Annotated in this window: 1 protein-coding gene; it reads left to right on the top strand. The window is 39.5% G+C overall.

Annotated features, from left to right (window positions below):
- A partial coding sequence (locus RCF13_RS20180) for an RHS repeat-associated core domain-containing protein (protein ID WP_308141509.1) occupies positions 1–595 on the top strand: 595 nt, incomplete at both ends.

The raw sequence follows: 595 nt of genomic DNA, 5'->3' as shown, positions 1-595 counted from the left end.
GAACGTAGTCTACATCGTAACAGAAGCAGGAGACATAGAAAACCAATACGACTACGACATCTTTGGCAATCCAATCCTTACAGTAGAGGCTTATAGCAATGCTATAAGATACGCAGGAGAATTCTACGACGAAGAAACAGGACTGTACTATCTAAGAGCAAGATACTATAATCCATATATAGGACGGTTTATATCAGAAGACAGCTATTGGGGAGAAGATACGAATCCGTTGAGTTTAAATCTATACGTTTACTGCTACAACGACCCAATCAAGTTTGTTGATCCAACAGGGCATTGGGGTATATTAAGTAGTATTACAAAGGCAGTTACATCCGCAGTGACATCAGTAATTAAATCTATAGGTTCAAGTGGTAGCTCCAGTAGTAGCAAGTCAAGCAGCAGCAGTTCTAGTAGTAAGTCCAGCAGTAGCTCCAATATAGCCATAGGTTCATATGGTAGTTCTAGTAGCAAATCAAATACAAGTATAGGATCAACTGTAGGAACAACCATAGGAGGTATACTGGGCGGTGTAGCAGGAAGTGTCGTTGGAAATACCATTGGTAGCGTAATAGATAGAATAAATGGTAGTATAAAT

This window comes from Stenotrophomonas maltophilia group sp. RNC7, from assembly GCF_030910085.1.
GTDB classification, from domain to species: domain Bacteria; phylum Pseudomonadota; class Gammaproteobacteria; order Xanthomonadales; family Xanthomonadaceae; genus Stenotrophomonas; species Stenotrophomonas sepilia.
The sequence above is the reverse complement of the archived record's forward strand: the minus strand, read 5'-3'. Positions and strand labels throughout refer to the sequence as shown.